The organism is Caballeronia sp., assembly GCF_049581465.1.
Lineage (GTDB): Bacteria > Pseudomonadota > Gammaproteobacteria > Burkholderiales > Burkholderiaceae > Caballeronia.
In genome coordinates this window covers 1-6201 of record NZ_JBAUSA010000764.1, presented here as the reverse complement: position 1 = coordinate 6201, position 6201 = coordinate 1, and the positions used below count along the sequence as shown (strand labels likewise).

Below are 6201 nucleotides of genomic sequence, written 5' to 3'. Positions count from 1 at the left end.
GTATTGGTGCGCTGCTGCCGTGCAAGTCCATGTACTTACTCCTTCCGGAGTAGCCCCGTCGGACTAGCGACATGAAGTCGCTTCATCCCTTTGGTGAATGGGCGGCGAGCCGCGCAATTCCTAATCTTGCAGTCGATAAGGCACCGAGCGCAACCCGCATTGCACATACCAAACGCAATTCAATCGATCAGGCAAGCACCATGACGGCGGCAAGCAATTCCCGAACCCATCGAGCCGGCCCCGGCCCATCCCCCGCGCAATCGACCGCCGATCCGCGCGCGTGGCGCGTGCTCGGATCGAGCACATTCGCATTCACGATCTGTTTTGCCATCTGGATGATGTTCGCGATCCTGGGCATTCCGCTAAAGACGCAGCTCGGCCTCTCCGATACCGAATTCGGCCTTATCGCGGCCACGCCCGTTTTATCGGGCTCACTCGCGCGCGTGCCGCTCGGCATCTACACCGACCGCTTTGGCGGACGGATTGTCTTCCTGCTGACCATGCTCGTCACGGTCATCCCGCTCTGGGTGCTGGCCTACGCCACCGCATTCTGGCAATTCATTGCGCTCGGCCTGCTGATCGGCCTCGCCGGTGCGTGCTTCTCAATCGGCACGCCCTACGTGGCGCGCTGGTTTCCGCCATCGCGCCAGGGCCTCGCCATGGGCATCTTCGGCGCGGGAAACTCCGGCGCTGCACTGACCAAGTTCGTCGCGCCGGTTCTGATCGTGACGGCCGGTACCTGGACCATCGTGCCGAAGGTGTATGCCATCGCGATGCTCGCTACCGCGATCATCTTCTGGATGACGTCGGCCACTAACCCCGCACATCGGGTGGCAAACGCCCCCACTTCGGCAAGCCAGTCGAGCGTGATAAAAGACCCGCGAACATGGCGTTATTCTCAGTACTACTCGGTTGTGTTTGGCGGCTATGTCGGGCTCGCGCTGTGGCTGCCGCACTACTACGTCAATCACTACGGCTTTCACATCGAGCAGGCGGCACTGCTGGCCGCGTGTTTCTCGTTGCCCGGTGGCGTGCTTCGGGCGGTGGGTGGCTGGCTGTCCGATAAATACGGTGCGCAGAAGACCACCTGGACGGTAATGTGGACCGTGCTCGCCTGCTTCTTCTTTCTCAGCTATCCGGACACCGATCTTGTCGTCCAGTCCGGTCACGGTCCGCAAAGCTTTCACATAGCACTGTCGCCCGTTGTATTCACCGTGTTGATGTTTACCGTCGGCATTGCGATGGCGATCGGCAAGGCGTCGGTCTTCAAGTTCGTCGCCGATGAATTCCCCGGCAATATCGGCGCCGTCTCCGGCGTGGTCGGCCTGGCGGGCGGCCTCGCAGGCTTCGCGCTGCCCATTCTGTTCGGCGTACTCGCTGACCTCACGGGCGTGAGCAGCACCTGTTTCATGCTGCTGTTCGGCGCGACCGCCGTCAGCCTCGTCTGGATGCACTTCTCTTTTCGTCCGCTTCGCCCGCTTCGTGCGCCCGCTTCACCCGCTTGAATCCACTTCGATAAAAACATGTCCCAATACCTCATCAAGAACTGGGAGCCGGACGATCCGGCTTTCTGGAAAGCGCGCGGTGCTGCCATTGCAAACCGCAACCTGTGGATATCGATTCCCGCGCTGATGCTCGCCTTCGCGGTGTGGTCGCTATGGAGCGTCACCGTTGTCAATCTGGACAAAGGCGGCTTTCACTTCACCAAGAACCAGTTGTTCTGGCTGACCGCGTTGCCCGCGTTATCGGGCGCGACATTGCGGATCTTCTATTCCTTTCTCGTGCCCATCTTCGGCGGCCGGCGCTTCACTGCCGTGTCGACAGCGACGTTGTTGATCCCCGCGCTCGGCATGGGCTTCGCGTTGCGCGACCCGTCGACCACGTATTCCACGCTGCTCATCCTCGCGCTGCTGTGCGGTTTCGGCGGAGCAAACTTCAGCTCGTCTATGGCCAACATCAGCTTCTTCTTCCCCAAGGCACGCAAGGGCCTTGCAACCGGATTGAACGCGGGCATCGGCAACCTCGGGGTATCCGTGGTGCAGTTCGTCACGCCGATCGTAATTGCAACGGCCGTCTTCGGCTCCTTGACAGGCGACGGGCAGACGTTCGTCGCGCAGGGCGTCGAACAGAACATCTGGCTGCAAAATGCGGGCTTCGTGTGGGTGCCGTTCATCGCCGTAGCGGCCGTGGCGGCCTGGTTCGGCATGAACGATCTCGCCGACGCCAAGGCTTCGTTCGCCGAGCAGGCGGTGATCTTCAAGCGCAAGCACAACTGGTTTATGTGCTGGCTGTACGTGGGCACGTTTGGTTCGTTCATCGGCTTCTCCGCCGGATTCGCGTTGCTGACGAAGGCGCAATTCCCGTCGATCAATCCCACCGCCTATGCGTTCCTCGGCCCCCTTGCGGGCGCGTTGACACGGCCTGTCGGCGGCTGGATCTCCGACCACCTCGGCGGCGCGCGCGTCACGCTGTGGACCTTCATCGCGATGATCGCGGCTGTGTTCGGCGTGATCTCGTTCATGCCCGACGCAGGAGGCGCGGGCAATTTCACCGGCTTCCTCGCCATGTTTATCGTGTTGTTCATGCTGACCGGCATTGGCAACGGGTCGACCTTCCGCATGATCCCGGTGATTTTCCTGACTGAACATCAACGTCGGGTGAACGGTCTTGATTCGGCCGCCCAACGCCAGGCGCAACACGAAGCGAGCAAGGAGTCCGCGGCGGTGCTCGGCTTCGCCGGCGCGATCGGCGCGTACGGCGGCTTCCTGATCCCCAAGACCTTCGGCACCTCGCTCGACCTGACCGGCTCGGCGATTCCCGCACTGCATGCATTCATCGCGTTCTACGTAACTTGCGTCGCCCTCACGTGGTTCTTCTATGCCCGCCGCAACGCGAGCATGCCGTGCTGACGCGCCCTCTCCGACACAGGACAAAACCATGAGTCATTTTCTGGATCGACTGAAGTTCATCAAGCGCACCCAATCGACGTTTTCAAACGGACACGGCGCCGTGGTCGATGAAGACCGCAAGTGGGAAGACACGTACCGCAATCGCTGGCAGCACGACAAGGTCGTGCGTTCCACGCATGGCGTGAATTGCACCGGCTCGTGTTCGTGGAAGGTCTATGTGAAGAACGGCCTGATCGTATGGGAGACGCAGCAGACGGACTATCCGCGCACAAGGGCGGATCTGCCAAACCATGAACCGCGAGGATGCCCACGTGGTGCATCGTATAGCTGGTATGTTTATTCAGCACAACGAGTGAAATACCCCATGATCCGCGGCCGCCTGATGGAGATGTGGCGCGAAGCTCGCCAGACGCTCGATCCGGTTGCAGCGTGGATGTCGATCAGCCAGGATCCCGTCAAAGCCAAGCGCTATAAAAGCGTGCGCGGCCTAGGCGGTTTCGTTCGCGCCGACTGGAATACCGCGAACGAAATGATCGCGGCGGCCAATGCTTTCACCATCGGCAAGTTCGGGCCGGATCGCGTGATCGGCTTCTCGCCGATTCCGGCGATGTCGATGGTGTCGTACGCGGCGGGTTCGCGTTACCTCAGTCTGATTGGCGGGGTATGTCTCTCGTTTTATGACTGGTATTGCGATCTGCCGCCCGCCTCGCCGCAGGTTTGGGGCGAGCAGACGGACGTCCCCGAATCCGCCGACTGGTACAACTCCACATACCTGATGGTGTGGGGATCGAACATTCCGCAAACGCGCACACCGGACGCACACTTCTATTCCGAGGTGCGCTACAAGGGAACGAAGACCGTCGCGGTATCGTCGGATTTCGGCGAAATGGTCAAGTTCGGCGACATCTGGCTCGCCCCTACGCAAGGCACCGATGCTGCGCTCGCAATGGCGATGGGCCACGTCGTGCTCAAGGAATTTCACGCGGCGAACGCGACGAACAAGTCCGGCTATTTCCGCGACTACGTGAGGCAATACACGGATATGCCGATGCTCGTGCTGCTGCGCGACAACGACGGCATGCTCGTTCCCGATCACTTCCTGCGTGCATCGCATCTCGCGGACAACCTGGGCGAGGCGAACAATCCGCAATGGAAGACGCTCGTGATCGACGGCGAGACCGGGCAGATCGTCGCGCCGAATGGCACCGTCGGATTCCGCTGGAACGAAGCCGCTCATGACAACGGCGCGAAGGTCGGCCGCTGGAATCTCGAACTGAAGGATGGCGGCAGCACGCGCGTGATCGAACCGCTTTTGTCCCTGGTCGATAACAGCATGCACGATGAAATCGTTCCGGTCGGCTTCCCGTACTTCGGCAGTGAGCACGACGCATTACTTGAGCGCCACGTTCCGGCACGACGCATCACGCTCGCCGATGGCACAAGCGCGCTGGTCGCCACCGTTTTCGATTTGCAGTTGGCGAACTACGGCGTCGACCAGGGCCTGGGCGGTCCGAACGTCGCAAGTTCCTACGACGACGACGTTCCCTACACGCCCGCGTGGCAGGAAAAGCACACCACCGTCCCGCGCAAGCTCGTGATCCAGGTGGCCCGCGAATTCGCGACGAACGCCCATCAGACCCAGGGCAAGAGCATGGTGATCGTGGGCGCGGCGCTGAACCACTGGTACCACAACGACATGATTTATCGCGGCATCATCAACCTCCTGATGATGTGCGGTTGCGTGGGCAAGAGCGGCGGCGGCTGGGCGCATTACGTCGGTCAGGAAAAGCTGCGTCCGCAGTTCGGCTGGGCGCCGCTTGCGTTCGCGCTCGACTGGTCGAAGCCGCCGCGCCAGATGAACGGCACGTCGTTCTTCTACAACCACACGAGTCAGTGGCGACATGAGAAGCTTGCGCTCGACGAAGTGCTCGCACCGACCGCAAACAAGACCAAGTACGCGAACCTCGCGATGCTCGACCTGAACGCGAAATCCGAACGCATGGGCTGGTTGCCGAGCGCGCCGCAACTGGGCGCGAATCCGCTCGACCTCGTGGATCAAGCGACCCACGCCGGCATGAAGCCGGTGGACTACGTCGTGCACCAATTGAAATCCGGCGCGCTGCAATTCTCCTGCGACGACCCCGACAACCCCGTCAACTTCCCGCGCAACATGTTTGTCTGGCGTTCGAACATCCTGGGCAGTTCCGGCAAGGGCCACGAGTACTTCCTGAAGTATCTGCTGGGCGCGCAAAACGCCCTTTTCTCCGACGAAGACGACGCGATCAAGCCCGGTCAGGTCCATGTTCGCGAAGCGGCAGAAGGCAAGCTCGACCTGCTGACGGTGCTGGACTTCCGCATGAGCACGACCTGCCTGTATGGCGACATCGTGTTGCCAACCGCAACATGGTACGAGAAGGACGACTTGAATACCTCGGACATGCATCCTTTCATTCATCCGTTATCCGAAGCTGTTCAACCGTTGTGGGAGAGCAAGAGCGACTGGGAAATCTACAAGGGCATTGCTGAAAAGTTCGCGGAGATCGGCGGCGCGCATCTGGGCACGCGAACCGATCTGGTCTGCACGCCACTGATGCACGACACCCCAGGCGAACTCGGGCAGCCATTCGAGCCGAAGGACTGGCGAGCCGGCGAATGCGACCTCATTCCCGGAAAAACCGCGCCGTCCATGACGGTGGTTGAACGCAACTACAAGGACGTGTATCGCAAGTTCACGTCGGTCGGGCCGTTGCTCGACACGCAAGGCAATGGCGGCAAGGGCATCAACTGGAACAGCGCGCACGAAATCGGGGAACTGGCCGCGATTACGCGCACCGTGACCGAACCCGGCGTGAGTCAGGGTAGACCGAGGCTGGACACCGCCATCGACGCGGCCGAGATGATCCTCACGTTTGCGCCAGAAACCAACGGCCACGTCGCGGTGAAGGCATGGGAAGCGCTCTCGAAGATCACGGGGCGTGAACATGCTCACCTCGCGGCCGGCCGCGAGCACGACAAGATCCGTTTCCGCGATGTCCAGGCGCAACCGCGCAAGATCATTTCGGCCCCTACGTGGTCGGGACTTGAGTCGGAGGAAGTCAGCTACAACGCCGGCTATACCAACGTGCATGAACTGATTCCATGGCGCACCCTGACTGGCCGCCAGCAGTTCTACCAGGACCATCGCTGGATGCTGGATTTCGGCGAGGGCTCGTGCGTGTATCGCCCGGCCATCGATACGAAAACGGTCACCGCCATGCTGGGCGCGAAACCGAACGGCGAGCATGAGCTTGTG

The 6201-nt window shown here is 61.1% G+C and carries 3 protein-coding genes; all 3 read left to right on the top strand.

Annotated features, from left to right (window positions below; all coding sequences use genetic code 11):
* Positions 1-200 precede the first annotated feature (200 nt).
* Positions 201-1505, top strand: coding sequence for an MFS transporter (locus WCA53_RS18875; protein WP_423913986.1), 1305 nt, complete (start codon positions 201-203; stop codon positions 1503-1505).
* Positions 1506-1523: 18 nt separating this feature from the next.
* Positions 1524-2909 carry a NarK family nitrate/nitrite MFS transporter gene (locus WCA53_RS18870; protein WP_423913983.1) on the top strand — a complete coding sequence of 462 codons (1386 nt, stop codon included), beginning with the start codon at positions 1524-1526 and terminating at the stop codon, positions 2907-2909.
* Between the two features lie 28 nt (positions 2910-2937).
* Positions 2938-6201 (top strand): nitrate reductase subunit alpha (locus WCA53_RS18865; RefSeq protein WP_423913980.1); only part of this gene is annotated, 3264 nt, incomplete at its 3' end.